The organism is Halomonas citrativorans (assembly GCF_014898005.1).
GTDB classification, from domain to species: Bacteria; Pseudomonadota; Gammaproteobacteria; order Pseudomonadales; family Halomonadaceae; genus Vreelandella; species Vreelandella citrativorans.
Genome location: NZ_JABUYX010000034.1, coordinates 1 through 24,955, shown reverse-complemented (window position 1 = coordinate 24,955; position 24,955 = coordinate 1). Strand labels below are relative to the sequence as shown.

Below are 24,955 nucleotides of genomic sequence, written 5' to 3'. Positions count from 1 at the left end.
CATGAACCGCCGTGGTACGGAACCGTATGCCCGGTGGTGTGAGAGGACAGGGGAGGCGACTCCCCTTCCTACTCGATCCTGTCAGTCACTGAGCAAGGTCTTTGCGCCCGGTGATTTTGGGTTTCTGGTAGCCCTATGGCGCTACAGCGCCTAGAATGGTGACGAGTCAAAACGACCCAAACGAATAGACAAGTAGATATTAATGTTAAAGGAAGTCGCCGTGAATCCGGTAAAAAAAACGTTTCAGTACGGTCGTAGCACCGTCACGCTAGAAACCGGGCGTATCGCTCGTCAAGCCACTGGTGCCGTTATGGTCACCATGGAAGATACTGTTGTGCTGTGTACCGTGGTGGCGCGCAAAGAAGCCAACCCCAGCCAACCCTTTTTCCCGCTCTCGGTTCATTACCAGGAAAAAACCTACGCGGTAGGTAAAATTCCCGGCGGCTTCTTTAAGCGCGAAGGACGCCCGACCGAGAAAGAAACCCTGACCTCGCGTCTGATCGATCGTCCGATCCGCCCGCTTTTCCCTAAAGGCTTTATGAACGAAGTGCAGGTTATCTGTACCGTTCTGTCCACTGATCGTAACCACGATCCGGATATTGCCGCGATGCTGGGCACCTCCGCTGCACTGAGCATTTCTGGCGTGCCGTTCAACGGCCCGATCGGTGCTGCGCGCGTTGGCTTCAACGAAGAGCAGGGTTATTTCCTTAACCCGACCGTTGAAGAGCTTGCGACTTCCGAGCTGGACATGGTCGTTGCCGGTACTGAAAACGCTGTGCTGATGGTCGAGTCCGAAGCCAAAGAACTTCTGGAAGACGAGATGCTGGGCGCCGTACTGTTTGGTCACCAGGAAATGCAGGTCGCGGTTAGCGCGATTAACGAGCTGGTTGCCGAGGCCGGCAAACCGCGTTGGGACTGGCAGCCAGCCCCTGAGAACGTAGCGCTGAAAACCGCCATTGCGGATGCGTTTGAAGCGCAGGTGGGCGATGCCTATCGCATCACCGATAAGATGCAGCGCCAGGATGCCCTGGCAGCCCTGAAAGATCAGGCGGTTGAACAGCTGGCAGCCATTGACGGTGAACCGGTGAACGACAAGTTCAGCAAAGACGAAGTAAAAGGTGCCTTTGCTGGCCTTGAGAAACGCGTTGTACGTTCACGCGTTGTAAAAGGTGAGCCGCGCATTGATGGCCGTGACAACTTCACCGTGCGCCCGCTGGCGATCGAAGTGGGCGCGCTGCCCAAGACTCACGGTTCGGCGGTGTTCACTCGTGGTGAGACCCAAGCGATTGCAGTGGCAACGCTGGGCACCCTGCGTGACTCTCAGTTGATCGAGTCGCTGGAAGGCGAGCGTAAAGACCGCTTTATGCTGCACTACAACTTCCCTCCCTACTCGGTCGGTGAAGCGGGCTTTATGGGTGGCCCGAAACGTCGTGAAATCGGCCATGGCCGTCTGGCACGCCGTGGTGTTCAGGCCATGCTGCCGTCTGAAGAAGCCTTCCCCTACACTATTCGTGTGGTATCGGAAATTACTGAATCCAACGGCTCAAGCTCGATGGCGTCTGTATGTGGCTCCTCACTTGCGCTGATGGATGCGGGTGTTCCGTTGAAAGCACCGGTGGCGGGTATCGCCATGGGCCTGGTGAAAGACGAAGATGGCTACGCGGTACTGACCGATATCCTGGGTGATGAAGATCACCTTGGCGATATGGACTTTAAAGTGGCCGGTTCAGAAGAGGGTGTTACTGCCCTGCAGATGGACATCAAGATTGAAGGCATCAACGAAGAGATCATGGAGACTGCGCTTCAGCAAGCCCACAAAGCGCGTCTGGGTATTCTTGAGCAGATGAATGTAGTCATCAGCCAGAGCCGTACCGACGTCTCCGATAATGCGCCTTCCATGGCCACCATCAAGATCGACCCGGACAAGATCCGTGACGTTATTGGTAAAGGCGGCGCCACCATTCGCAAAATTTGCGAAGATACTGGCGCGTCTATCGACCTTGATGACGACGGTACCGTGCGTATCTACGCTGAAGACAAGGCTGCGGCGAAAAAAGCCATCGATACCGTATTGGCGATTACGGCAGAAGCGGAAATTGGCAAACTGTATAACGGCAAGGTCGTACGTATTGCTGACTTCGGTGCCTTTGTGAACATCATGCCGGGTACGGATGGTCTTGTGCATATTTCGCAAATCGTGGCTGAGCGCGTTAACAACGTGCGCGATTTCCTGAACGAAGGCGACGACGTGATTGTGAAGGTGCTCGACATCGATAACCGCAACCGCGTGAAGCTCTCGATGAAAGAGATCACCGAAGAAGAGAAAGCAGCGTTTGCCGCTGAAAGTGAGAACACCGCGGACTAAGTCGCCGTAAGGTTGTCTCTTCCGCCCCCGTAGCCCCTGGTTGCGGGGGCGGAGTCGTTTGGTTGAAAGAAAGTGTGATTAAAAGAGCGTTTGGTTGGGTGGACGTTTAGTTAGAAGGAAGTAGGCATGGAGAAGGAACAGGCACCGCGTTGGTGGGCGGTGGTCGCCGTGATGATCGGCATTTTTCTATTGGTAACCGCTGAACAGCTGCCTATCGGGTTGTTGTCTCAGGTGGCTTCATCCATGGATGTAACGCCCGGTGTCGCTGGCTTGATGGTAATGGTACCGGGCGTGGTCGCCGCTTTTTCGGCGCCGCTACTGCCCGTGGCGGTAGGCCGGTTGGATCGGCGCATTATGCTCACGCTACTCATGGTCGTCATGGTGATTGGTAGCGTGCTTTCAGCGCTGGCCAGTAGCTTTATCCTATTGCTGGCCGCCCGCGTGCTGGTGGGTGTCAGTATCGGCGGTTATTGGGCCGTGGCCGGGAGTATTGCTCCGCGCTTGGTGCCCAGCGATAAAGTGCCCAAGGCTATGACGATTATTTTTGGCGGCGTAGCCGCTGCATCGGTGCTTGGCGTGCCACTGGGTACCTTACTGGGTGATCTAAGCAACTGGCGAATCGCGTTTGGGGCTTTGGGCGGTTTTAGCCTGTTAACCGCACTGGCATTGTGGTGCTGGCTGCCGCCACTTCCACCCAGGGAGCCAGTCCGTCTCAAAGTGCTGGCCCAGCAGTTCACTAGCCGTGGCGTTCGGGTCGCGGTTCTGGTCACGGGCTTTGTAGTTGTCGGACACTTTGCAGCGTACACTTTCATTAGCCCTATCCTTCAGGAGATAAGCGGTGTAGCTCAGCGCCATGTGGGCAGCTTGCTGCTACTGTATGGGGCGGCAGGAATTCTGGGCAATATCGCCGCAGGCATGTTCGCTGGGCGCCATCCTTACCGAGCGGTGCTGGCGATCCCAAGCTTGCTGCTATTGGTGGTGGCGTCTTTCCCGCTGCTCGGGGTCGAGCCTGTCAGCGGCGTGCTGCTACTCATGGTGTGGGGCGCGGCCTTTGGCAGCGTGTCGGTGAGCATACAGACGTGGATTTTACGCACCGCACCCAATACCGAAGCCGCGACCGCCTTGATGGCCTTTGTATTCAACCTCTCCATTGGGCTGGGCGCGATGGTCGGTGGCCGGGTTGTTGATGCTACTAGCCTGCCTATTACCATGTGGGCCGCATCGGGCCTATTCTTGCTGGGCGCGCTGTTGGTATGGCGAACACCCGCCACCATTGTGGGTGAAAAGCACCGCTAAGCGCCCCATGAGTGCTAGATGCGAAGCCTTGATGCATAAAAATGCCCCTGTCAGTGACAGGGGCATTTACATTTTAAGCGTTAATCGCTGAGATCAGGGGCGCTCAATCGCCAGTGCCACCCCTTGGCCGCCGCCGATACACAGCGTTGCCAGGCCTTTCTTGGCATCCCGGGCAATCATCTCATGAAGGAGCGATACCAGTACGCGACAGCCAGAAGCGCCAATCGGGTGGCCCAGGGCAATCGCGCCACCGTTGACGTTGACCTTGGATATATCCCATCCCAGCTCTTTCTGAACAGAAAGGGCCTGTGCCGCAAAAGCCTCGTTGGCTTCCGCCAGGTCCAGGTCCTCCAGGCTCCAGCCGGCTTTTTCCAGGCAGCGACGGGTAGCTGGCACGGGGCCAATACCCATAATGGCAGGGTCTACGCCCGCATTGGCATAAGCGGCAATACGTGCCAGCGGCTCAAGACCTAACGCCTTGGCTTTTTCTGCCGAGCAGATCATCACAACGGCCGCGCCATCGTTCAATGAGGAGGCGTTACCTGCGGTAACGGTGCCGTCCTTTTTGAACGCTGGGCGCATGCCCGCCAGCTTTTCAGCGGTAATTTCGCGCGGGTTCTCGTCGGTATCAAACACAACGGGATCGCCTTTGCGCTGGGGGATTTGCACCGGCACGATCTGGCTTTTAAATTTGCCCTCTTTAATGGCGTTGGCAGCGTTCTGTTGTGACTGAGCGGCAAACGCGTCCATTTCCTCGCGGGTGATGCCGTATTTTTCAGCCAGATTCTCTGCAGTGATGCCCATGTGATAGTCGTTGAAGGCGTCCCAAAGGCCGTCATGCACCATGGTATCAATGGCTTTCCAATCGCCCATGCGCTGACCAGTGCGCGAATGGGGCAATACATGGGGAGACGCCGACATGTTTTCCTGCCCACCCGCCAGAATCAGCTCAGCGTCGCCACAGCGAATCGCTTGTGTTGCAAGATGCACGGCTTTTAGGCCTGAGCCACATACCTTGTTGATTGTCATGGCCGGTACGGAAGCCGGCAGGCCCGCTTTAATTGCCGCCTGACGAGCAGGGTTTTGCCCTACGCCCGCCGTCAGTACTTGGCCGAGGAGTACTTCGTCCACCTGGTCGGGGGAAACGCCGGTTGATTCAAGGATATCCTTAATCACTAACGCGCCAAGCTCGCTTGCAGGAATGCCTGCCAGTGAGCCGCCAAAGGAACCGACCGCGGTGCGGCGAGCCGCAACAATGACCACTTCTTGCATGAGATGACTCCTAACGTGAGTAAGGTAGACCGTCTGTTTTGCTATTTTGTTTGTACGGGCCTGTTTTTACGGACCTGTTTTACTGTCTGTTCTTGCTATCTGTTCTTGCTATCTGCTCTTACTGCCTGATGTACTGAGCATAACCTGCGCTATCTGTTTTTTTATGTCAGGCTTGCTACTCAGCATAGGGGAAAGTTGTGCGTTGCGGCAATGCGCTTTTTTAAAGGCAAATAAAAACGGACCCTGAAGGCCCGCTCGATAGATGACTAGAATGCGTAGCCTACGCCAGCTGCACCGGGATAGCGTTGCTGGTATGGCTAACCTCGTTACCTTCCTGCAGGTAGACCAGAGCTGGCTGGTGCTGTTCAAGCTCGGCTTCCGAATAGTGGGCGTAGCTACAAATAATAATCCGGTGACCGGGGGCGGCTAAATGCGCCGCCGCGCCGTTAATCGAAATCAAACGAGAGCCTTCTTCGCCACGGATCGCGTAGGTGGTAAAACGCTCACCGTTTTCAACGTTATAGATCTGGATTTGTTCGTTTTCACGAATACCGGCCATATCCAGCAGGTCGCCATCAATGGCGCAAGACCCTTCGTAGTTAAGCACTGCATGGGTAACGCGTGCCATATGGAGCTTGGCTTTGAGCATAATTGTTTGCATAACAACTCCTGGTTGCGAAGCCTGCGGCTTGGCGATAAAACGTAATGGATCAAGCGGGCAGTTGCACGCTGAGATTATCAATCAAGCGAGCGGGACCTAGCCGAGCAGCGGCCAGTAATACCGCGTCACGCGTGGTGGTGCTAACAGGCGTTAACTCGGGCGTACGAAGCTCAAGATAATCGGGCGTAAAGCCTGCCTCGGTAAGCTCAATCAACCCGTTCGCCAGCATGGTTTCAAGCGGCTCCCCCTGCTCTAACGCGTCGCGCAATTCACACAGCGTGCGGTAAAGCGTAGGGGCTATCGCGCGTTCGGCATCGCTCAAGTAGCCGTTACGCGATGAAAGCGCCAGCCCATCGTCGTCGCGCACAATCGGCACGCCAATAATGTCAATCGGCATATGCAGGTCCTGCACACACTTGCGAATAACGGCAAGCTGCTGGTAGTCCTTCTCACCAAAGCAGGCAACGTCGGGCTGTACCAGGTTAAACAGCAGAGTGACAACGGTAGACACGCCGTCAAAGTGCCCGGGCCGTGAGCCACCGCACAGGCCCTCTCCCACGTCAGGCACGTGAACGCACGTTTGCGAGGTTAGCCCATTGGGATAAAGCGTGCTTACCGAGGGTGAAAAGAGCACGTCGCATCCGGCTGCCCTAAGCTTTGCCTGGTCATCGGTGAAGGTGCGCGGGTAGCCGTCCAGGTCTTCGTTAGGCCCAAACTGCATGGGGTTCACAAACAGGCTGGCAACAACAACATCTGCGTGCTCACGCGCCTTGGCAACCAGCGCTAAATGCCCGGCATGAAGATTGCCCATGGTCGGCACGAGCGCGATTCGCTGGCCGTGCGTTCGGTAGTCGCGCAGCAGGCTGCGCAGGTCGTTGATCTCTCGCAATGTACGCATAGTCATGTGTCGTAAGGTTACGTCGCAAACGGGCAGGTTAGAAGCAGTGCTCGGGAGCAGGGAAGGCGCGCGTTTTGACCGCCTCGTGGAAGTCCTGAAAAGCGCCCTGAATATTGCCAGCATCTGCCATGAAATTTTTCACAAACCGCGGCGGGCGGCCATGGGTGACGCCGAGCACATCATGCATGACCAGAATTTGACCATCGGTATCGGGGCCTGCACCAATTCCGATGACCGGTACATCAAGCGCGTCGGTAATGGCCTTGCCCAGGCTTGCCGGTACGCACTCCAGTAATATAACCGAAGCGCCCGCCTCAACCAGCACTTTGGCATCTTGCAGGATACGCTCTGCCTGGGCGGTGTCTCGTCCTTGTACCTTGTAGCCACCTAGCTGATAAACCGCCTGTGGCGTTAAGCCCAAGTGGGCGCATACGGGCACGCCGCGGCGTGTTAGCTCACGGATCCCCTCGGCCATCCAGGCTTCGCCTTCTACCTTGACCAGTTCCGCACCGGCTCGCATGAGAGCTGCGCCGTCTTCCAGCATGCGCTGTGTAGAGGCGTTACTCATAAACGGCAGGTCAACCATCAACAGGCTATGGCCTTTGCCGCGTGCGGCACAGCGGGTGTGGTAGCAAATATCGTCGACTGTCACGGGGAGCGTGCTGGTATGCCCCTGGAGCACCATGCCGAGCGAGTCACCCACCAAAAGCACGTCGATACCGGCGTGGCTAGCCGCTTGGGCAAAGGAGGCATCGTAAGCGGTTAAGCAACTAAATGTTTCGCCAGCGCACTTGTAGGCCTGTAGCGTGCTTAGAGTCACGGGTTTCATGGCATGCTCTCACTCGTCGTGGCCGCTGCGGCATGGGCAGCCGACCGTTGTTAATATCACGCTGTTGCGATGTTCTTAAAAATGGTTTTTGAAAATAGTTCTTAAAAAACGGGTCTTGAAAAATGGGCCCTGAAAGACAAACCAGAACGTTGGTGTGTGGGCTGGAAAGCGATTGTTACCCGGTCCAGTGTTGTGTGTCGAGGCTAGGGTAGCAAGATAACCGCTTAGGCAGGACCATCTTCGACTAAACGCTGAATGCCTGGTTCGGGGATTTGATTTAGCCATTCGCTTACCGGCTGCTGGCGAAGCGTCAGCGTTGCATCCAGTTCCGCCAGGGGAGCGAGCACAAAGGCGCGCTCGTGCATACGCGGATGGGGAACGTTTAAACGCGGGTAGGCAATTATCTGCTGGTCAAAAAGCAGTAAATCCAGATCCAGTGTGCGTGGGCCCCAGTGGCGTAGCCGCTGGCGCCGGTGCTGTTGTTCCAGCGCCTGTAGTTGGTCAAGCAGCGCCAGCGGTGAAAGGCGCGTTGTCAGGGCGACTACTGCGTTGACAAAATCCGGCTGGTCCTGGGGGCCAACCGGGCGGCTCGCGTAAAGTGAGGAAGTGGCCGTCAACTGGCTCAAGGGCAGCAGGGCAAGTGCCGAAATCGCCTGGCGCACCTGCCTGATAGGATCATCGAGATTACTACCCAAGCCAATATACGTAAGCGATGTCGGGCTCATGCGTTGCTCACTTTTCCGATTTGCGCGTGGGTTTACGGCGCCGTTTGCGGCGGCGGTCGCCCTGGCTTGCCGGGTCGCCCCCAATTTTTTGTAGCAAGCGAAGCTGCTCATGCTCGTCGCCCTGCTGGAAGGCCGTCCACCAGTCGCCCAAGCCGCGCGGGATTTCGCCCGCCTGCTCACGCAGCAGTAGTAAGTCGTAAGCGGCACGAAACCGTGGGTGCTCGCGGGTTTGGAACGCACGCTTGCCACGTCGTAACGGCAGACGTGCCTGTAGCTCCCAAATATCGCGCATGGGCATGCCAAAGCGTTTAGGGATAGAGGTATGTTCCAATTGACGCGACACCACCTCCTGCGATGCCGTTTGCAGTGCCGGTATCGCGGGCATGCCTTCACTTTCAAGCTCGGCCTGGCGATTGGCAACCGGGGCCCATAAGAAGGCGGCCAGCAGGAAGGCAGGCGTCACCGGGCGACCTTCGGCAATGCGCTTATCGGTATTGGCCAAGGCGAATTCAATGAGCTTTTCCGCCCACGCCGCATCGGCCATGGCCTCTTCCGATTCGGGGAAGAGCATGCCAAACAGGCCGTAATGGCTAAGCAGGCGGAAGGTTGCCAACCCATAGCCTGACATAAACATCTTGAGCACTTCATCAAATAGCCGTGCAGGCGGAATTTGCAGCAACAGCGGCGCAAGGTCGTACATCGGCGCTTCGGTGTCAGGCTCAATAGTGAAGTCGAGCTTGGCCGCGAAGCGAACGGCGCGCAGCATACGCACCGGGTCTTCCCGGTAGCGGGTGGCCGGGTCGCCAATCAGGCGCAGCGTGCGCGATTCAATATCACGCGCACCGTTGGCAAAGTCGTGAAGGCTGAAGTCGGCAATGTTGTAATACAGCGCGTTAACGGTGAAGTCACGCCGTAAGGCATCTTCCTCAATGCTGCCCCATACATTGTCTCGCAGCAGCAAGCCGGCGTCCGACTGGTGAGCGATATTCTCGCCGTGTTCGTCTTGTGGCTTGCCACGGAACGTAGTGACTTCGATGACCTCGCGCCCAAAGCGGACATGGACAATACGAAAGCGTCGGCCAATCAAACGCGAATTGCGAAACAGGTCACGCACCTGCTCCGGCGTGGCGTTGGTGGCAACGTCAAAGTCCTTGGGCATTTTGCCAAGCAGCGCATCGCGAATACATCCGCCCACCAGGTAGGCGTCGAAGCCTGCACCGCTAAGGCGGTAAAGCACTTTTAGCGCAGCGTCGCTGATATGTTGGCGAGAAACAGGGTGCTCGGACCGAGGGATAATGCGTGGGCTGAGAGCGGTTCCACTCTCTTGGGGATCGAGCAGGGTTTTCAATTGCTCTCCCGGGCTATGTAAGAAACGGGTAAATCCTTTGAACATGCGGCGATATCGACTCGCAGGGTATCGAAAAAGTGACCGTGAAGTAAGCGGTAAGCCGATGAGTGTAGCCGACCCCTTTACGCTTGCAAAGCACCTCGGGCAGGTTTGCGAACGCCTTCCCCTTTAAACGCGGAAAGGGGAGGCTAAAAGAGCCTCCCCTATAAAGCATTTAATCAGCGTCCATGCTGCTGTTTTTCTTCATGATGGCACATCGCCCTGAATACGCACCGCAGTCGATAGGCAGTATCCGACCGCCTCGTATTCAAAACAATAATCCAACCGCGAACTTTTCTTCCCCGACGTATTATTGTTGGTTCCGGGGGTGTACACACTCACTGCTATTATTCTTGTTGGGGCGCAGATCATTTGGTGTACGTCGCGTCCATTTTGGGCACTTGCTACCTGTTGTTTTTATTAGCTGCGCTTATTGTGCTTAGCGCCAGCAAGTCATGAGATTGAAGCCTGTTGTTATTATTAGTGCTGTTATCTCTCCTGGCCTTGTTGTTTTTGTTATGGCTCAGGTTAGGGTGGTGTCATGTTGTTTTTGTTAGTGACCCACCGCTTGGCCCAGTTTATTTTTCTTACCCAGTAATATTGCACTCGTCGTGCCACTTGTTTAAATGTTTATTTATTTCATGTGCTTATGATTATTTTTTTATTTTGAGGAACTTCGGTGACAGATAAGTGTTACCGTTTTTGGTCCGATTTTTTACGGGCATTGTGTGGGTAGGTAACAATGATTGGGTAACGTAAATCGGTTATTTTTTATTTAAATCAGTATAGTAGACGATGGTCGTAAGCACTTGGTGTGAGGCGCTTGCGGGCAAGCCAGTCAGCGGCGTCAGTTGGGACGCCGAGCAGTTTTTTTACGCGGGATGCCAAGCCGTTGGCGCCGTTCCCACAGGTTTTTACGACTAATGCCCAGTTTTTGAGCCAGCTCGGTTTCGCTCATCAGGTCTTGATGCTCAAGCACAAAGTGCTGGAAATAGTCTTCCAAAGAGAGGTCATCCTCATCCTCCGCTGGCGTGCTCTCGTCGCTGGAGGAGGCCGCTGAACTCGCCTGTGAATGGGCACGAGGCGGTGCAGGTGCCAGTCCGAGATCATCCGGGTGAATCAGATGGCCTTCGGCTAAAATCACGCCTCGCTCCAGGGCATTTTCAAGTTCACGAACGTTACCTGGCCACGGGTAATCACGCAGGTCCTGGCGGGCGGCCCTTGAAAGCCGTAGACCGGGGCGTTCGTGACGCGTGCACGCTTTATCCAGCAAGATATCGGCAATCTGGAGCACGTCGTCTTCGCGTTCGCGCAGCGGGGGGAGCTCGATCTGCATCACGTTTAAGCGGTAGTAAAGGTCCAGGCGAAATTCACCACTTTTGGATAAGGCACGCAGGTCGCGGTGGGTCGCGGCAATTAGGCGGACATTAACGTGGCGGGTTTCCACAGAACCAATCTTGCGGATTTCTCCCTCCTGTAACACACGCAGCAGGCGTGCCTGGGCATCAAGGGGCAGCTCACCAATCTCATCAAGAAACAGCGTGCCCTGGTCGGCGGCCTCCACCAGGCCGGTACGTGATGCGCTGGCGCCGGTAAACGCGCCTTTCTCATGGCCGAATAGTTCAGACTCAATCAGCGTTTCGGGAATAGCGGCACAGTTAACGCTGATTAGCGGGGCGCTAGCGCGCTTGCTTTGTTGGTGAATAGCCCGCGCAACCAGCTCTTTACCGGTACCTGATTCTCCTAAAATCAGCACGGTCACATCGGCCGGGGCGGTTTTGCGGATACGCGTATAGACCTGCTGCATGGCCGCGCACTCGCCAATCATCATCTGCTGGCTGCCACCATCATCAGTAATCGCAGGGGGTTCACCATGCTGCATCGACTGCTGATGCAATATACGCTCAACGGTCTCCAGCATTTCAGTATGGTCAAACGGCTTGGCGATATAATCGACGGCACCTTGTTTTAAGGCATCTACCGCTGAGCGCATGCTGGCATAGCTGGTCATGATCAGCACCGGTGCGGGAGCAGCAGCGCCAATCAACGTGGTGCCAGGCTCGCCCGGCAGACGCAGGTCACTGATGATGAGGTCGAACTCAGGAAGCGTTAGTTGGTTGGCCTCTTCAACGCTGCCTGCTTCGCTGACGGTGTAGTCATGACGCTCAAGCAGGCGTTTTAGCGCACTGCGAATAATCGCTTCATCTTCAACAATCAGAATCCTGGGCATAGGGTCGCTGGCCATCCTGTTGGTAAAGCGGCAGCCAAAGCGTAATGGCCGTGCCGCGAGGCTCATTGGGCGGCGGCGAGGCCACGTCTATTCTGCCTTGGTGCTCATTGATAATTTGATACGCAAGCGACAGCCCAAGTCCTGTGCCTTCGCCTGCAGGTTTGGTCGTGGTGAATGGCTCAAACAAGTGGTCACGCACGCGAGGGTCAATTCCCTGGCCGTTATCCGTTACCCGCCACCAGGCACTGCCTGCCTGCTGCCCTGCGGTAATCACCACCTGGCCGCCGGGCATGCAAGCGTCCCTGGCGTTGCTAAGCAGGTTGACCATCACCTGGGTTAAACGCTGAGCATCCCCGCGTACCACAAGACCATCAGGGCATGCATTGGTCAACGTTACATCCTCACCCGAACGCGCCAGGTGGATCAAGTTTAATGCGTCTTCGCTTAGCGTGTTAAGCGCCGCAGGAGACGCGGGCGGCGGGCCCGCCTGGCGCCCGCCATGCGCAAAGCCGACCAGCGAGTTCACAATGGTCGTTACGCGCCGGGTTAGCTGCTGGATCTGATCCGCAGTCTCCAGCAGAGCAGGGTCGTTGGTATCGTAGCGTAAATTTTGCGCCAGTGACGAAATCCCGGTAATCGGGTTGCCAATCTCGTGGGCAACGCCGGCTGCCAACTGGCCAATAGAAGCCAGGCGGGCAGCATGGACTAACTCATCTTCCAGCCATTTCATCTCGGTGTGGTCTTCGACCAACACCACGCTGCCGCCTCGGCTGTCGTGGCCGCTAAGCTCGGCTTTATGCAGGGTAAGAAAGTAATCCTTGCCGTGCAGCGACACCGCCTGCTTATACAGCGGTGTGTGGGTAGCTAGCAAGACGTTGCCCAATAGCTCAGGCCACGGCGCAGGTAAATTATCGCAGCGCGCGCCAATCACGCTTTCGCCGCTGATGCCAGAAAGCTGGGAAAGCGCCTCGTTCCACATCAAAAGCTCTTTGTCATCGCCAAATACGCACAGGCCAACAGGAAGATAAGCCAGCGTTTGGCGGTGGTGGCGGCGCAGTCCGTCAAGCTCTCGGGCAAGCCCGGTCAGGCGTGAACGGTAGGCTTCCAGGCGGCTCTCCACAAAGTGGATATCGTCCGTTACCGGGGCGTCGTCATGGCGGTAGGGCAGGTAGCGGTCGACAATGTCACGTGCGACCGAAGGCCCCATTAAGCCTGACAGGTTGGCCTGAATACGGTCACGCAGGCGGCGCAGTGCGTAAGGGCGGCGTTCTTGTGGCGTAAACTTGAGCGCTTTTAATGCTCTGGATACTTCTCGCTGGGCGGCTTCATCGCCGATCGCTTGCGCCAGGTGCGTAGAAAAGTCAGCAGCGGTGGCTGCCTCCAGCGGTAGCCGCTTGGAGCGGATAACGGCATCGACGGAGCACGCCTCGGCGGCTGATTTTTCGCCCTCTGAAATACGTGTAAACAGCGAAATAACCATCAAGAGAACAATGTTGGTCGCCAGTGATACCAGCGTTACCGTGTACCAGGGCGGCGCACTGTCGCTCATCAGGTGAGTAAAGGGCAGTGCGGGGGTCGGGAACGTGAAGATAAGCGGTAGCCAAAGCCCCCAAAGCCATAGGATGACACCTGCGATAAGGCCAACAACCATGCCTTTGCGGTTTGCGCCTGGCCAGTAAAGCAGTGCCAGCATGCCGGGCAAGCACTGCGCCATACCCACAAAAGAGGCCATGCCCAGGCTCACGAGGTCGTGATGGCGCCCAACCCCCTCATAAAATAGCCAGCCGCTAACAATCACGCCGACCACCAAGGCTCGGCGTAGCCAGAGTAGCCAGCCATAAAGGTCACTACGCGCTTCGGGCGGCCTGGCCACCAGCACAATATGGTTGAGCACCATGCCGGATAGCGCCAGGGCGATCATGATCATCGTACCGGTGACCGCAGCTAGCCCGGCCAGAAAAGCCAGCGCTTTAACCCACCAGTGTTCGCTGATCATATACACCGCGTAGGCAGTGATCGGAAGCTCGTTATTGACCGATTGAGCGGCCCACCAGATAAGCGGTATCGGCAAGGCCATCAATAACAGGTAAAGCGGTAATGTCCAGCTGGCCTGAAGCAGGGTGTGGCGTGACAGGTTTTCGGCAAAGGTAATATGAAATAGATGGGGCATCATGAACGCGGCTGCAAAAAACAGCAGTAACAGCGTGCGCCATTGAGCGTCATCCAACTGATAGGTTGCCTGCTGGGCTTGTAGGCCTGGCCCCTCAAGCCAGCGTTGTAAATCATTGGGTCCATCAAACACAAGCCATAAGGCCACCGCTCCCAGGCACAGCATGGCGAGTAGTTTGATCAGAGACTCAAGCGCCAACATGCTGATTAGCGGGTCCTGGCGCGTATGGCTATGTCGGGCTCCGAACATCACGGCGAGTACCGCAATCAGCCCACAAAATAGCAGGGCGACCGCGGAACTATAGGCACTGCCGGTGAGCCATTGAATAGCGCTGCTCAAGGTTTGAACTTGAATGCCTAACAGTGGCAGCACGGCCAAAAGACTGATTAACGTGACCAGTGAGCCTGCCCAGCGCGAACGAAACCGGAACGCAAACAGATCCGCGAGTGAGGCGAGCTGATACGTGCGGGTAATCCGCTGGATAGGCACCAGCAGGACCGGGGCAAGTAGAAAGGTACCGGCCGCGCCCAGGTAGTAAGCCAGGTAGCCAAACCCTGCCTGGGCCGCAAGTTCAACGCTGCCATAAATTGCCCAAGCGCTGGCATAAACGCCGAGTGCGAGGGTGTAAACGATGGGGTGGCGGGTAACGTATGTTGGCAACCAGCCGCGCTCAACGGCGACGCCACAGCTAAACATCAGCCCCAGGAAGCCCAGGCCGAGCAGTAAAACGCCGGTTAACTCAACGCTCATCTAACTTCCTTTTTTGCTCAAGCCATAGCGTGAGCGCAATCAACACGCCCCAGATAGCGAACGGGCGGTACCAGGCCGTGCTCGGATTGCTCCAGCCGTCCATTAATAACGGAGAGAGTAAATAACCGCCAAACACCAAAAACAGCATGATGCGATAGACATACATGGAGAACTCCTTACGGCGAGCGGCGGTGTTCGGTGGGGGAAAGGCGCTCAATCGCCCAGTTTGCCACTGCCCAGTGTAGCTGGCTGGCAGGAGGTTCTGTGGCCAGAGTGTCCGGTGGTGCTTGATCAAGCGCTTGAAGCGCCTGAAAAAGCTGGCGCCGCCTGCCGTCCTCGTCCTCGGCAAGCGCCGGGGCCAGGTTCTGTTTTGAAAGCTTTTGGCCGTCTGGGGTGACGACCAGTGGCAAATGTAAATAGCGCGGTTCTGGAAGCTTCAAAGCGCTTTGAAGCTGACGCTGCCAAGGGGTGTTGTCGAGTAAATCGAGCCCACGAACCACGTCGGTAATACCCTGCTCGGCATCGTCAACGACGACCGCCAACTGATAAGCCCAAAGACCATCCTTGCGCTTAAGTACCACGTCACCCAGCGCTACTGGGTCAAACTGCTGCGCGCCAAACAGACGGTCCTGCCAGACAATCGGGCGCTTGGCCAGGTCACTGCGTAACCGCCAGGCAACCGGCTTATCCGGCTCCCTTAATCCGTCACGGCACCAGCCTGGATAAATAGCATGCGATTGCCACTGTTTGCGTGAGCAGCTACAAGGATACGCCAAGCGCTGATCAATGAGTTGATCCAGCGCTTGTTGATAAGCGTCATGGCGGTTGTGCTGCCAGCATAGCGTTTCATCCCACTGTAAGCCAAAGCGTTCCAACTGGCGCAAAATGGTGGCGTCTGCCCCTTGGGGGCAGCGCGGTGGGTCGATATCTTCAATACGCACCAGCCAGCGCCCGCCAGCGGCACGGGCATCCAGATAACTGCCGAGCGCTGCAACAAGCGAACCAAAATGCAAAGGCCCTGAAGGAGTGGGGGCAAAGCGCCCCCGGTAGCTGATAGAAGACATCATGCAAACCTTTACCCAAAACAAAAGCGGGCACCCAAAGGTGCCCGCTTCAGCGTTAGCGTACCAAGGGTTTAAATAACCGGCTTAGCCGCCAAGCTGTTTTTCTTTAAGTTCCGCCAGGGTTTTGCAATCAACGCAAAGGGTGGCGGTAGGACGGGCTTCCAAACGACGAATACCGATTTCAACGCCGCATGCTTCGCAGAAACCATAATCGTCGTCGTCGATATTTTCGATGGTTTCATTGATTTTCTTGAGCAGCTTGCGCTCGCGGTCGCGAGTGCGCAGTTCAAGGCTAAAGCCCTCTTCCTGCGTTGCCCGGTCGGCGGGGTCGGCGTAGTTGTTGGCGTCTTCCTGAAGGTGGCGCACGGTGCGGTCCACCTCTTCCATGAGGTCTTGCTTCCAGTCCAACAGCAGCTGACGAAAATGCGCCAACTGCTTATCGTTCATGTACTCTTCACCCGGTGCCGACTCATACGGAGTGAAGGACTTGGCCGCTTCCGGTTTTTTTTCCGCTACTGGCATGGGATTGCCCCTTACGTATATGACTGCTGATCGATCATGAGCGTATGCCACGATCTCACGCCAAAGGGATGCTTGTTTAGCTGAAAAACTCCCGCTTTGCAAGCATAATGGTGCGTTTGCGACTATGGTCCTACTGCTTGTAAGACCCCTGTCATGCTTTAACTTTGCTAGATGAAGGAGCCGTTATGGCCTGGAACCCACGAATCAGCCACGTGGCACCTTTTCGCGTGATGCATCTATTGGAAATGGCCCAGGCGCGGGAGGCGGCGGGGCATGACGTGATTCATCTGGAGGTCGGCGAACCAGACTTTGCCACGCCTGAGTCGGTCATTGCGGCAGGTCAACAGGCCTTATCACGTGGCCAGACGCGTTACACTCCCGCCGCCGGGCTGCCTGCGCTACGTGAGGCCATTGCCAGGCACTACGCTGAACACTTTAATGCTGACGTGGACCCTGCCCGAATTCTGGTTACGCCGGGTGCATCCGGCGCGCTGCTGCTGGCAAGCCAACTGCTTGTAGAGAGCGGTGACCGGGTGCTGATGGCGGACCCCAATTATCCATGCAACCGCCACTTTATGGCGTTGGCAGGCGCTGAAGTTGACGCGGTTTCCGTGGGGCGTGAGAGCGGCTGGCAGTTGGATGCCGGTTTGGTCGAGCGGCACTGGCGTGATGAAACCCGGCTGGCCATGCTGGCTTCGCCCTCCAACCCTACCGGGCACACCTTGAGTGCTGAGCAGCTGTCTCAAGTGCTGGACGCTGTGGCCACGCGCTCGGGCGAAGTGATCGTTGACGAGATCTATCAAGGACTCAACTACGACGATGTTCCGCTGTCTGCGACATCACTTTCCAGCGAAGCGTTTGTGGTTAACAGCTTCTCAAAATATTTCGGTATGACCGGCTGGCGCCTGGGCTGGTTGGTCGCGCCGTCGCGTGCGGTTGAGCCTTTAACCCGGCTTGCCCAGAACGTCTTTCTGGCGGCTTCTACCCCGTCTCAGCATGCAGCGCTTGCCGCTTTCACTCCCGAGTGCCGGGCGATTCTGGAGCAGCGTCGTGAAATTCTCGCTGAGCGCCGTCAGGTATTGCTTGATGGGCTGGCGACGCTTGGCCTGGCGCCCGACTTACCGCCTCAAGGCGCGTTTTATGTCTGGCTGGATATCTCGCGCTATAGCCGCGATAGCCAGGCCTTTTGTGAACGGCTGCTGGAAGAGGAAAACGTAGCCATTACCCCCGGTATTGATTTTGCCGTGCGCGGTGGCGAGCACCATGTGCGGATTGCGTTTACCAATGATGTTGCTCGGCTTGAGGAGGCGGTGGCGCGGATCACCCGCTTCGTGGGGCGGCTATGACACGGGCCTCTTCGCTGCCTTCTCCATTGGGTTATCCGTCACTGGTTCCCGGTACGCTGCTGCGCCGCTATAAGCGTTTTTTTGCTGACGTGCGCTTGGACGATGGCCGAGAAGTGGTAGCGCACTGCCCCAATACCGGGTCGATGAAAGCCGTCAATGTGCCCGGCTGCCGAGTGTGGCTGTCACCCAGTGATAACCCCAAGCGCAAGCTTTTATGGACATGGGAGTTCATTGAGCTGCCCCAGCCCGATGGTCGCGTGTCGTTGGTATCGGTTCATACGGGGCGAACCAACCGGATTGTCGAGGCGGCGCTCAGTGCTAACCAACTGGAGGCGCTTACCGGTTATGCCTGCCAGCGTCGTGAGGTAAAGGTCGGGGAGTCGCGGCTTGATTTTCTTCTTGAGGACCCGGTGAAAGGGCGCGCGTACATTGAGGTCAAACAGGTAACCCTCAAAGAGCAGGATGGATACGGTTATTTCCCCGACTCGGTAAGCGTGCGCGGGCTTAAACACCTGCAGGCGTTAAGTGCATTGGCCTTGCAGGGGGAGCGGGCCGTGCTGCTGTTTTGCATTGCCCACGAAGGTATTAACGATGTTGCACCCGCTGCACATATCGACGCCACCTATGCGGCAGGGCTTGAGGCGGCGGTTGCCAGCGGTGTTGAAGTGCTCGCGTATGGTACGAGCACTCAGTGGAAGGAGGGTGTTCCGGTCAGCGTAACGCTTGCGCGCACGCTGCCGGTTCGCTTAACGGCGACGTACGCGAAAGATGGCGATCTCGCCGAAGAGGTTGGGCCACCACTTTGAGGTCCAGTGCCCGCGGCGCTCGCCCACACCCACGGCACGATCCACGATGACCAGGCCCTTTTCACGGCACAGCTGCTCGAAGTCGTTAAAGGTCGACAAGTGAATGTTGGGCGTGTCGTACCAGGCGTGAGGCAGCGACTTGGAGACCGGCATGTAGCCGCGTAGACCCAGGTAGACGCGGTGACGCCAGTAGGCAAAGTTGGGGAAGGTGATAATGCCTTCGTCAGCGACGCGCAGCATTTCATCAAGCATTTTGTCGGGGCGGCGCAGTGCCTGGAGTGCTTGGGTCATGATGACCAGGTCGTAGCTGTGATCGCAAAAGCTGGCCAGTCCGTCGTCCAGGTTGTGCTCTATCACGCTGACACCGCGTGCCACGCAGCTGGTAATGCCGTCTGGGTCGATCTCCAGACCATAGCCAGTGACGCTCTTGTCGCGGGCCAGGCTCTCCAGAAGTTCGCCATCGCCGCAGGCGAGATCCAGTACGTGAGCGCCTTTAGGCACCCAGTCGTAAATCAGTTCAAGGTCGGCGCGCATCAACGGGTCTCCTCCAGGCCTAGCTCACGAGCAGTACGGTTCATAAAGGCGCTGAACAGCGCTTCATAACGCGGCTCTGGTAGCAGGAACGCATCGTGCCCATGGGGCGACGCAATATTGGCGTAGCTAACCGACTTGCCCGCTCGGATAAGGGCATCGACCAGCTCACGGGAACGGGCGGGCGGGAAGCGCCAATCGGTAGTGAAACTGACAATCAAGAAAGGGCACTGTGCAGGGGCAAGCGCTTTGGCCAGGTCACCGCCGCAGGTGGCGGCCGGGTCGAAATAGTCCAGCGCCTTGGTCATCAGAAGATAGGTATTGGCATCAAAGGCGGTGGAGAATGCATCGCCCTGGTAGCGCAGGTAGGATTCGACCTGGAACTCAACATCGAAGCCGAAGTTAAGGTCGTCGCTTCTAAGGTCGCGCCCGAACTTGCTGCCCATGGCGTCTTCTGACAAGTAGGTGATATGTCCCACCATGCGTGCCAGTTTCAACCCGCGCTTGGGTACGGTGTCATGCTCGGCGTACCAGCCGCCGAAGAACTCGGTGTCTGAGCGAATGGCCTGACGGGCTACTTCGTTAAACGCAATGTTCTGCGCTGAAAGCCGGGGCGTTGCGGCAATCACCACGGCATTTGCCACTCGCTCAGGGTAGGTTATTGTCCACTGCAGTACCTGCATGCCACCGAGGCTTCCGCCCACGGCGGCCGCCCAGCGCTCAATCCCCAGATGGTCGGCCAGGCGTGCCTGGCTTGCGACCCAGTCGCTGACCGTGACCATGGGGAAATCTGGCCCCCACTGGCGACCGGTTTCAGGGTTGTGGCTAACCGGGCCGGTGCTGCCGTGACAGCCGCCCAGGTTATTCAGGGAAACGACAAAGAAGCGATTGGTGTCGATCGATTTACCTGGCCCAATGTGCGCATCCCACCAGCCGGGCTTGCGGTCATCCAGACTGTGGTAGCCCGCCGCGTGGTGGTGGCCGGAAAGCGCATGGCAAATCAACACCGCATTGCTGCGTTCGGCGTTTAAGGTGCCGTAGGTCTCATAGATCAGCTCATATTCCGGAAGTACTTTTCCACAGGCGAGGGCAAGTGGCGTGTCGAACTGCGCAATATGAGGCGTGACAAGACCAACGGCGTCCGTTGGTCGGTCAGCAAAGGCAAGCGTGTCTGAGTCGGGCATCGAAAGCGTTAGTCCTGCAAAAGGGTTCTTCTGAATAAAGCCGGGGGGAAGCGGGGCTAAAGCCTTAAAGCCCTACCAGGGCCCCTGAAATGCCGGCAGCACGGATCAGAGAGCCAACCACCAGCCCATCAAGAAGATTAATGGCAATAAAGACCACAATGGGGGACAGGTCGATCATTCCCAGCGGTGGAATCACCCGGCGTACCGGCGCCATGATGGGCTCAACCACCTGCATGACCAGCAGTGCGCCCGGGTGGCTGGCATTCGGAGCCACCCAGCTTAAAATGATCATCACAATCAGAGCGAAAAAGTAGATCTTTAATATCGCATTGGCAATCGCCGCCACCCCGGCAATCAGTAGCCCGGCAATGGGCGGGATACCAATGCCGATCACCATGAAGATAGCCACCATGCTCACTACTTTTAGCACAAAGCCTGCGGCGAGCGTGGCAAGGTCGAAACGGCCCGCCACAGGGCCCAAAAAGCTCTGAAAAGGCCTTACGACAGGCTGGGTGATCTTAACCACCGACTGACTTAGCGGGTTATAGTAGTCCGCCCGCGATGCCTGCAATAAGAATCGCAGCATCAGTAAAAATAAATAGATATTGATCAGCGAGTTAACTAGCGTTAACCCGGCGCTACCCAATTGACTGCCCATTGCTGGTGTCTCCGTTACGTTAGATAATTCAGTGGCTGCTTAATTCACGGGCCATTTCCTGGGCGCGCTTGGCACAGGCCTCCATGGCATCGGCAATGGTAGTGCGCAACTGCGCCTCTTCCAGATGATGAATCGCGCGCTCAGTGGTGCCGCCTGGCGACATCACGTTTTGCTTGAGCGTGGCAGGGTCTTTGTCACTCTTCTGCGCCATGGTAGCGGCGCCCAGCGCCGTTTGGATGGCCAGGCGGCGCGCCGTTTCAGCCGGTAATCCAAGCGTTACGGCAGCCTCTTCCATGGCTTCAAGCATTAAAAAGAAATAGGCCGGGGCGCTACCAGAAACCGCCGTTACCGCGTCCAAAAGCGGCTCTTCTTCCACCCACTCAACAATGCCGACAGCTTCCATTAGCTGAGTGGCGATATCGCGCTGGGCATCGCTCACGGCTGAATTGGCGAACAGGCCGCTGGCGCCGTATCCCACCAGCGAAGGTGTGTTGGGCATGCAGCGGACCAGGGCGTTATTGCCCCCTAGCCACTGGTCGATGGTCGCGGCGTCCAGACCTGCTGCAATGGAGATCACCAGCGGGCGCTGTTGCTGAATAGTCTCCCGCAGCTTTTCACATACCACCCGCATGATTTGCGGCTTAACGGCCAGCACCACCACGTCAGCGTGACTGACGGCAACGTTGTTGTCGGTGTGAATATTAATACCCAGGCGCTCTTTTACCGGCGCAAGCTCGCTGCTGCTGGGCGCGGTGGCGGTAAGGTCCGTGGGTGCAACACCGCTGTCGATAAGGCCGCCGATAATAGCGGTCGCCATATTGCCTGCGCCGATGAAAGTGATCTTATTTGTCATGTGCGTGTCCTGTGTTATGAATTGACTGCGCCGCGCGCACCGAAAATAGCGGTGCCTAAACGTACCAGTGTGGCACCTTCCATGACGGCGGCTTCAAGGTCATCACTCATGCCCATTGAAAGCGTATCTAATGGGGCCTGAGGCAGCGTTGTCTGTAGTTCTGTCAGCAGGTGCCTTAGTTCGGCTAACGGCTTGCGCTGTGCCTCTAGTGTGTCCGCTGGCGCGGGAATTGCCATTAAACCGCGCAGCCGTAAACGGGGTAGCTGGGCTACCTCATGGGCCAGCGCCCTAACGTCTTCAGGCATCACCCCCGATTTAGACGCCTCACGGCTAATATTAACCTGTAAACATATATTTAACGGCGCTAAATGACCTGGGCGCTGCTCGCTGAGTCGGTTGGCAACTTTTAAACGGTCAACGCTATGCATCCAGTCAAAGTGCTCTGCCACTGCGCGGGTTTTATTCGACTGTAGCGGGCCAATGAAATGCCACACAATATCGTTTAGGTCAGCAAGCTCGGTCTGCTTGTCTAATGCTTCTTGCAGGTAGTTTTCGCCGAACGCCCGCTGACCAAGTGCATAAGCCTGGCGAATCAGAGGGGCTGGCTTGGTTTTACTCACCGCAAGCAGCGTTGCGTCATTTAAAGGACGCTTGACCTCTAAAAGCGCCTGATGCAGACGTTCTCGCGCTTGGGCGAGCGACTCAGGAAGCGCGATGTCCATCATACTCAAGCACCTTACCGCAGTTGGAAGTGAGAGGGATATTACCGAACTGCGAGCATCCTCGGCAAAGTAGAATGCGTATGAACGGCCTCTTTTCGCTAATAAATATCAGCAGCTTCCATCGCCTGACGCTTAGCGTGAGTAAATGCCCCCTAATACACGCAGGCCGCTGGCACCCGTGACCGAGGGTAAGTTGCCAGGTAAATGGTGCAAACGCTGATGGGCAAGCCAGGCAAAGGCACCTGCTTCAATCCAGTCTTCTGGCCAGCCGTAAGCCGATGGCGAGGTAAACGTGGCGTTAGGTAGGTAATGGGCAAGGCGTGCCATTAAGTAGGCGTTGTGGGCGCCTCCGCCGCAGGTGATTAGGGTTGCGGGTTGGTTGTCGGGCAATAAGTACTTAATGCCTTCGGCCACGCTGATCGCTGTTAGCTCGGCAAGTGTGGCCTGCACATCTTCGGGTGATTCCGTGCCGGTAAGGTGCTGCTTGAGCCACGTTAAGTGAAACAGTTCGCGCCCGGTGCTGCGCGGCGGCGGTTGGCGAAAGTAGGGTTCGTTGAGGCAGCGCGCCAAGAGAGCACTATCTACCTGGCCGCTTTTAGCCCAGCTGCCGTTTTGATCAAACCGGCCGGGATAATGTTTTGCAAACCAGGCGTCCAGTAATACATTAGCTGGGCCGGTATCAAACCCTAATACCGGCTGTTCAGCATGGCGCGGTAGCCAGGTAACGTTGGCAATCCCGCCCAGGTTGAGGATGAGTTGTTCTATCGTTTGTCTTCCGAATAGCGCCTGATGAAAGGCGGGCGCAAGTGGGGCCGCCTGGCCGCCTGCCGCCAAGTCGCGGCGGCGAAAGTCGGCGACGACCGTGCATCCTGTCAGTTCCGCCAATAGGCTTGGGTTATCCAGCTGCAGCGTGTAGGCGGGGCCGCCACTATGCCCATCGGGAGCGTGCTCGATAGTTTGGCCATGGCTGCCGATTGCACTGATCTGGCTGGGTGAAAGACCTTGCTGGGCCAAAAGGGTATTAATAGCCTGCGCCTGAAGATGGCAAAAGGCATTTTCGGCCAAGGCCAACTGGGCGAAATTTACCTGCTCTGTGTTACATAGTGTTAATAGTGCGCTGTGTAATGCCTCCGGCATGGGCTCGGCATGGGTTGCCACTAACCGAGGAGGGGCGCTGTGAGTGATTGCAACAAGCGCTGCATCAATGCCGTCAAGGCTGGTGCCTGACATTAAACCCATATAATAAAGCGCGGGAGCAGTGGGGAGCGTTTTCATAAAGCAGTATCCAAGGCGGTGCGAAGGCTCAACCAGGCCGGACAGGCATGGTAACATCGTCGGTTATTGTTCATCTGTATGCCCAACGGGGCAACGTTTAGAGTGGAGAGAGGCAATGAGTGAGGTGGATCAGACGTTAGCGCTGTTGGCGCGGGGTACGCATGAAATCCTCGTAGAGGACGAGCTTAAAAAGAAGCTGGCCTCCGGGCGCAAGCTGCGTATCAAAGCTGGTTTTGACCCCACCGCCCCTGACCTGCATTTGGGTCACAGCGTGCTTCTGACCAAAATGCGTCAATTCCAGGACCTGGGGCATACCGTTATTTTTCTGATCGGTGACTTCACTGGACGTATTGGTGACCCGACGGGTAAGAACATCACCCGCAAGCCACTGACCGAAGCCGATGTGAAAGCCAACGCGGAAACCTATAAAGAGCAGGTTTTCAAGATCCTTGATCCTGAAAAGACCGAGGTGCGCTTTAATGCGGAGTGGTTTGGCGAGCTGACCGCCGCCAAGATGATTGAGCTGGCCGCACAAAGCACCGTTGCGCGTATGCTTGAGCGGGATGATTTTGAAAAACGCTATAAAGCCAATCAGCCTATCGCCATTCATGAGTTTCTGTATCCGCTGGTCCAGGGCTATGACTCTGTGGCGCTGGAAGCGGATATCGAGTTGGGCGGCACCGACCAGAAGTTTAACCTGCTGATGGGGCGTGAAATTCAAAAGCACTTCGGTCAGGAGCCTCAGGTCGTTATCACCATGCCGCTACTGGAAGGCTTGGACGGCGTGCAGAAGATGTCAAAGTCGCTCGGTAACTACGTGGGCGTTGATGAAGCACCGGGTTCCATGTTCAACAAGCTGGTTTCAATGCCCGATAGCTTAATGTGGCGCTACTTTGAGCTACTGTCGCTGAAATCCAACGAAGAGCTTGATGCGCTTAAGCAGAGTGTTGAGCAGGGTGCGAACCCACGTGACGTGAAAATGGAGCTGGCGCGTGAGTTGATTGCTCGCTACCACGGTGAAGAAGCCGCCGCTAATGCGCACAAGTCCGCAGGTAACCAACTGGCCGATGGCGAACTGCCTGACGATCTGCCAGAAATAGAAGTGGATTTTGAAGGCGCTGATCAAGCCCCCATTGCTGCCGTACTCAACCGTTCAGGCCTGACCAAAAACAGTGCCCAGGCGAAAGACATGCTTAAGAACGGGAGTATTAAAGTCGATGGCGACGTGGTTGCGCAGGACACCATGCTGGCAACGGGTAAGGCCTACGTTATACAGGCAGGCAAGAAACGTTACGGTCGTGTGACGCTTGTTTGAACTTTTTGAAACTATCTTCAAAAAGGCCTTGCCAAACCGGCAGCGAATCCGTAAAGTACGCATCCGCTGCCGGGGACGCCCAGCGTTACCAGCGGT

The 24,955-nt window shown here is 56.7% G+C and carries 22 protein-coding genes; 5 read left to right on the top strand and 17 right to left on the bottom strand.

What is annotated here, in order from left to right; genetic code table 11:
• Window positions 1-202: 202 nt before the first annotated feature.
• Window positions 203-2,365: a polyribonucleotide nucleotidyltransferase gene (pnp, locus tag INT20_RS16985; RefSeq protein WP_172117589.1), complete on the top strand. Its 2,163-nt coding sequence runs from the start codon at window positions 203-205 to the stop codon at window positions 2,363-2,365.
• A gap of 126 nt (window positions 2,366-2,491) precedes the next feature.
• Window positions 2,492-3,661, top strand: coding sequence for an MFS transporter (locus tag INT20_RS16980; protein ID WP_193053252.1), 1,170 nt, complete (start codon window positions 2,492-2,494; stop codon window positions 3,659-3,661).
• A 93-nt stretch (window positions 3,662-3,754) separates the two neighbouring features.
• On the opposite strand, the gene INT20_RS16975 is transcribed toward INT20_RS16980, so the two are convergent.
• From INT20_RS16975 to dksA, 11 genes are all read right to left on the bottom strand, one after another.
• Window positions 3,755-4,933, bottom strand: coding sequence for an acetyl-CoA C-acetyltransferase (locus INT20_RS16975; RefSeq protein WP_193053253.1), 1,179 nt, complete (start codon window positions 4,931-4,933; stop codon window positions 3,755-3,757).
• 280 nt (window positions 4,934-5,213) lie between these two features.
• Entirely contained in the window at window positions 5,214-5,594 is a 381-nt protein-coding gene (gene panD, locus INT20_RS16970) for an aspartate 1-decarboxylase (protein WP_087108680.1), read from the bottom strand.
• Between the two features lie 49 nt (window positions 5,595-5,643).
• Window positions 5,644-6,492: a pantoate--beta-alanine ligase gene (gene panC / locus INT20_RS16965; RefSeq protein WP_193053254.1), complete on the bottom strand. Its 849-nt coding sequence runs from the start codon at window positions 6,490-6,492 to the stop codon at window positions 5,644-5,646.
• Between the two features lie 37 nt (window positions 6,493-6,529).
• Window positions 6,530-7,321, bottom strand: coding sequence for a 3-methyl-2-oxobutanoate hydroxymethyltransferase (gene panB / locus INT20_RS16960; protein ID WP_193053255.1), 792 nt, complete (start codon window positions 7,319-7,321; stop codon window positions 6,530-6,532).
• 224 nt (window positions 7,322-7,545) lie between these two features.
• Window positions 7,546-8,046 (bottom strand): 2-amino-4-hydroxy-6-hydroxymethyldihydropteridine diphosphokinase, encoded by a 501-nt coding sequence (gene folK / locus INT20_RS16955; RefSeq protein WP_193053256.1) that lies wholly within the window; start codon window positions 8,044-8,046, stop codon window positions 7,546-7,548.
• A gap of 7 nt (window positions 8,047-8,053) precedes the next feature.
• A complete protein-coding gene (gene pcnB / locus INT20_RS16950) occupies window positions 8,054-9,439 on the bottom strand; it encodes a polynucleotide adenylyltransferase PcnB (RefSeq protein WP_172117583.1) in 1,386 nt (461 codons plus the stop codon).
• Between the two features lie 841 nt (window positions 9,440-10,280).
• Window positions 10,281-11,663: a sigma-54-dependent transcriptional regulator gene (locus INT20_RS16945; protein WP_193053257.1), complete on the bottom strand. Its 1,383-nt coding sequence runs from the start codon at window positions 11,661-11,663 to the stop codon at window positions 10,281-10,283.
• The gene (locus INT20_RS16940; RefSeq protein ID WP_193053258.1) at window positions 11,641-14,583 is read right to left on the bottom strand and encodes an ATP-binding protein; all 2,943 of its coding nucleotides are present in this window, start codon (window positions 14,581-14,583) and stop codon (window positions 11,641-11,643) included. Before INT20_RS16940 ends, INT20_RS16945 begins: the two co-directional genes overlap by 23 nt.
• Entirely contained in the window at window positions 14,573-14,749 is a 177-nt protein-coding gene (locus INT20_RS16935; protein WP_172117580.1) for a hypothetical protein, read from the bottom strand. Before INT20_RS16935 ends, INT20_RS16940 begins: the two co-directional genes overlap by 11 nt.
• Before the next feature lie 10 nt (window positions 14,750-14,759).
• The gene (gene gluQRS, locus INT20_RS16930) at window positions 14,760-15,650 is read right to left on the bottom strand and encodes a tRNA glutamyl-Q(34) synthetase GluQRS (RefSeq protein ID WP_193053259.1); all 891 of its coding nucleotides are present in this window, start codon (window positions 15,648-15,650) and stop codon (window positions 14,760-14,762) included.
• An 81-nt stretch (window positions 15,651-15,731) separates the two neighbouring features.
• Complete coding sequence (gene dksA / locus INT20_RS16925) at window positions 15,732-16,169, bottom strand: RNA polymerase-binding protein DksA (RefSeq protein WP_087108663.1); 438 nt, start codon at window positions 16,167-16,169, stop codon at window positions 15,732-15,734.
• Window positions 16,170-16,354: 185 nt separating this feature from the next.
• Between dksA and INT20_RS16920 the strand changes: the two genes are divergently transcribed.
• Together INT20_RS16920 and sfsA are read left to right on the top strand one after the other, a co-directional pair.
• On the top strand, window positions 16,355-17,515 hold the full coding sequence (locus INT20_RS16920; protein WP_193057365.1) for an aminotransferase class I/II-fold pyridoxal phosphate-dependent enzyme: 1,161 nt from the start codon (window positions 16,355-16,357) through the stop codon (window positions 17,513-17,515).
• Window positions 17,512-18,321: a DNA/RNA nuclease SfsA gene (gene sfsA / locus INT20_RS16915; protein WP_193053261.1), complete on the top strand. Its 810-nt coding sequence runs from the start codon at window positions 17,512-17,514 to the stop codon at window positions 18,319-18,321. The genes INT20_RS16920 and sfsA overlap by 4 nt, the downstream gene beginning before the upstream one ends.
• On the opposite strand, the gene metW is transcribed toward sfsA, so the two are convergent.
• The 6 genes from metW to INT20_RS16885 form a co-directional block, all read right to left on the bottom strand.
• Window positions 18,262-18,855, bottom strand: a complete 594-nt coding sequence (gene metW, locus INT20_RS16910) for a methionine biosynthesis protein MetW (RefSeq protein WP_172117576.1) — start codon at window positions 18,853-18,855, stop codon at window positions 18,262-18,264. The genes sfsA and metW overlap by 60 nt on opposite strands.
• Complete coding sequence (gene metX, locus INT20_RS16905) at window positions 18,855-20,036, bottom strand: homoserine O-succinyltransferase MetX (protein WP_193053262.1); 1,182 nt, start codon at window positions 20,034-20,036, stop codon at window positions 18,855-18,857. Before metX ends, metW begins: the two co-directional genes overlap by 1 nt.
• Before the next feature lie 64 nt (window positions 20,037-20,100).
• Window positions 20,101-20,694, bottom strand: coding sequence for a YggT family protein (locus INT20_RS16900; protein WP_172117574.1), 594 nt, complete (start codon window positions 20,692-20,694; stop codon window positions 20,101-20,103).
• A 28-nt stretch (window positions 20,695-20,722) separates the two neighbouring features.
• Window positions 20,723-21,547 (bottom strand): pyrroline-5-carboxylate reductase, encoded by an 825-nt coding sequence (gene proC / locus INT20_RS16895; RefSeq protein WP_172117573.1) that lies wholly within the window; start codon window positions 21,545-21,547, stop codon window positions 20,723-20,725.
• Between the two features lie 14 nt (window positions 21,548-21,561).
• Window positions 21,562-22,272: a YggS family pyridoxal phosphate-dependent enzyme gene (locus INT20_RS16890; protein ID WP_193053263.1), complete on the bottom strand. Its 711-nt coding sequence runs from the start codon at window positions 22,270-22,272 to the stop codon at window positions 21,562-21,564.
• 129 nt (window positions 22,273-22,401) lie between these two features.
• Window positions 22,402-23,544, bottom strand: coding sequence for an anhydro-N-acetylmuramic acid kinase (locus INT20_RS16885; RefSeq protein WP_193053264.1), 1,143 nt, complete (start codon window positions 23,542-23,544; stop codon window positions 22,402-22,404).
• Window positions 23,545-23,659: 115 nt separating this feature from the next.
• Here INT20_RS16885 and tyrS point away from each other — a divergent pair, with 115 nt between their 5' ends.
• Window positions 23,660-24,859 carry a tyrosine--tRNA ligase gene (gene tyrS / locus INT20_RS16880; RefSeq protein WP_193053265.1) on the top strand — a complete coding sequence of 400 codons (1,200 nt, stop codon included), beginning with the start codon at window positions 23,660-23,662 and terminating at the stop codon, window positions 24,857-24,859.
• The last annotated feature ends 96 nt before the right edge of the window (window positions 24,860-24,955 follow it).

Bases quoted from the DNA above. Each gene is read 5' to 3' on its own strand.
- pnp (WP_172117589.1), top strand. From the start codon at position 203: ATGTTAAAGGAAGTCGCCGTGAATCCGGTAAAAAAAACGTTTCAGTAC.
- INT20_RS16980 (WP_193053252.1), top strand. From the start codon at position 2,492: ATGGAGAAGGAACAGGCACCGCGTTGGTGGGCGGTGGTCGCCGTGATG.
- INT20_RS16975 (WP_193053253.1), bottom strand. From the start codon at position 4,933: ATGCAAGAAGTGGTCATTGTTGCGGCTCGCCGCACCGCGGTCGGTTCC.
- panD (WP_087108680.1), bottom strand. From the start codon at position 5,594: ATGCAAACAATTATGCTCAAAGCCAAGCTCCATATGGCACGCGTTACC.
- panC (WP_193053254.1), bottom strand. From the start codon at position 6,492: ATGCGTACATTGCGAGAGATCAACGACCTGCGCAGCCTGCTGCGCGAC.
- panB (WP_193053255.1), bottom strand. From the start codon at position 7,321: ATGAAACCCGTGACTCTAAGCACGCTACAGGCCTACAAGTGCGCTGGC.
- folK (WP_193053256.1), bottom strand. From the start codon at position 8,046: ATGAGCCCGACATCGCTTACGTATATTGGCTTGGGTAGTAATCTCGAT.
- pcnB (WP_172117583.1), bottom strand. From the start codon at position 9,439: ATGTTCAAAGGATTTACCCGTTTCTTACATAGCCCGGGAGAGCAATTG.
- INT20_RS16945 (WP_193053257.1), bottom strand. From the start codon at position 11,663: ATGCCCAGGATTCTGATTGTTGAAGATGAAGCGATTATTCGCAGTGCG.
- INT20_RS16940 (WP_193053258.1), bottom strand. From the start codon at position 14,583: ATGAGCGTTGAGTTAACCGGCGTTTTACTGCTCGGCCTGGGCTTCCTG.
- INT20_RS16935 (WP_172117580.1), bottom strand. From the start codon at position 14,749: ATGTATGTCTATCGCATCATGCTGTTTTTGGTGTTTGGCGGTTATTTA.
- gluQRS (WP_193053259.1), bottom strand. From the start codon at position 15,650: ATGATGTCTTCTATCAGCTACCGGGGGCGCTTTGCCCCCACTCCTTCA.
- dksA (WP_087108663.1), bottom strand. From the start codon at position 16,169: ATGCCAGTAGCGGAAAAAAAACCGGAAGCGGCCAAGTCCTTCACTCCG.
- INT20_RS16920 (WP_193057365.1), top strand. From the start codon at position 16,355: ATGGCCTGGAACCCACGAATCAGCCACGTGGCACCTTTTCGCGTGATG.
- sfsA (WP_193053261.1), top strand. From the start codon at position 17,512: ATGACACGGGCCTCTTCGCTGCCTTCTCCATTGGGTTATCCGTCACTG.
- metW (WP_172117576.1), bottom strand. From the start codon at position 18,855: ATGCGCGCCGACCTTGAACTGATTTACGACTGGGTGCCTAAAGGCGCT.
- metX (WP_193053262.1), bottom strand. From the start codon at position 20,036: ATGCCCGACTCAGACACGCTTGCCTTTGCTGACCGACCAACGGACGCC.
- INT20_RS16900 (WP_172117574.1), bottom strand. From the start codon at position 20,694: ATGGGCAGTCAATTGGGTAGCGCCGGGTTAACGCTAGTTAACTCGCTG.
- proC (WP_172117573.1), bottom strand. From the start codon at position 21,547: ATGACAAATAAGATCACTTTCATCGGCGCAGGCAATATGGCGACCGCT.
- INT20_RS16890 (WP_193053263.1), bottom strand. From the start codon at position 22,272: ATGATGGACATCGCGCTTCCTGAGTCGCTCGCCCAAGCGCGAGAACGT.
- INT20_RS16885 (WP_193053264.1), bottom strand. From the start codon at position 23,544: ATGAAAACGCTCCCCACTGCTCCCGCGCTTTATTATATGGGTTTAATG.
- tyrS (WP_193053265.1), top strand. From the start codon at position 23,660: ATGAGTGAGGTGGATCAGACGTTAGCGCTGTTGGCGCGGGGTACGCAT.